This is a genomic window from Komagataeibacter kakiaceti JCM 25156 (genome assembly GCF_000613305.1).
This window is the reverse complement of record NZ_BAIO01000835.1, coordinates 1-692: the sequence shown is the minus strand read 5'-3', so window position 1 is coordinate 692 and position 692 is coordinate 1. Positions and strand designations below refer to the sequence as shown.

The following is a 692-nucleotide window of genomic DNA, read 5'->3' as shown; positions in this document are numbered from 1 at the left end:
GGTGGGGGAGCGGTGGCGGATCACGGTTGGCCTGCATCTCGGCCCGCTTGCGCCCGACATGGTGCAGGTGCAGCTTTACGCCGACCAGCCCGATGGCCCCCCCACCATCATCCCCATGGTGGCCAGCGCCACGCCGGAACCGCAACAGCAGACCTACAGCGTGGAAATCCAGACCACGCGCCCGCTTTCCGATTACACGCCGCGTGTCATTCCCTTCCACCCCGACGCCACCATTCCGCTGGAGGCCGCGCATATCCTGTGGCTGAAATAGGCTACCATGCCAGAAAATAATAATTTTCCGTAATTATTGTGCATACCCCTGCGCATGGGGTGTTTTTATTTCAATATCCATCCCTGTGGCAACATTATGAAGTAATGGGCATGTGAGGCAGATCACATAACCGTGTTTGTGAGACCATGCGGTTAATGGCCCGTTAATTGCCTCAGAACCAGAAAATATGACCGGTTTTTCCCAAACCAAGGAAACAGGCCGATGGTCAGTGCGGTGACCCCATTTCCTACACCAGTCCGGCTGCTTTCCGTCACGGCGGAGATGTTTCCCTTCGTCAAGACAGGGGGGCTGGGCGATGTCGCCGGTTCCCTGCCGCTGGCGCTGGCCCGGTATGGGGTGGATGTCACGACCCTGCTGCCCGGCTACCCCGCCGTGATGGCGGCGGCGCGGGAACGCCGCG

1 protein-coding gene and 1 pseudogene are annotated in these 692 nt (G+C 59.7%); both read left to right on the top strand.

Annotation, left to right across the window (positions count from 1 at the left end; translation table 11 throughout):
* A pseudogene (locus JCM25156_RS29655) lies at window positions 1-271 on the top strand (DUF3417 domain-containing protein); the annotation flags it as partial.
* Between the two features lie 222 nt (window positions 272-493).
* A partial coding sequence (locus JCM25156_RS26490) for a glycogen/starch synthase (RefSeq protein ID WP_034961550.1) occupies window positions 494-692 on the top strand: 199 nt, incomplete at its 3' end.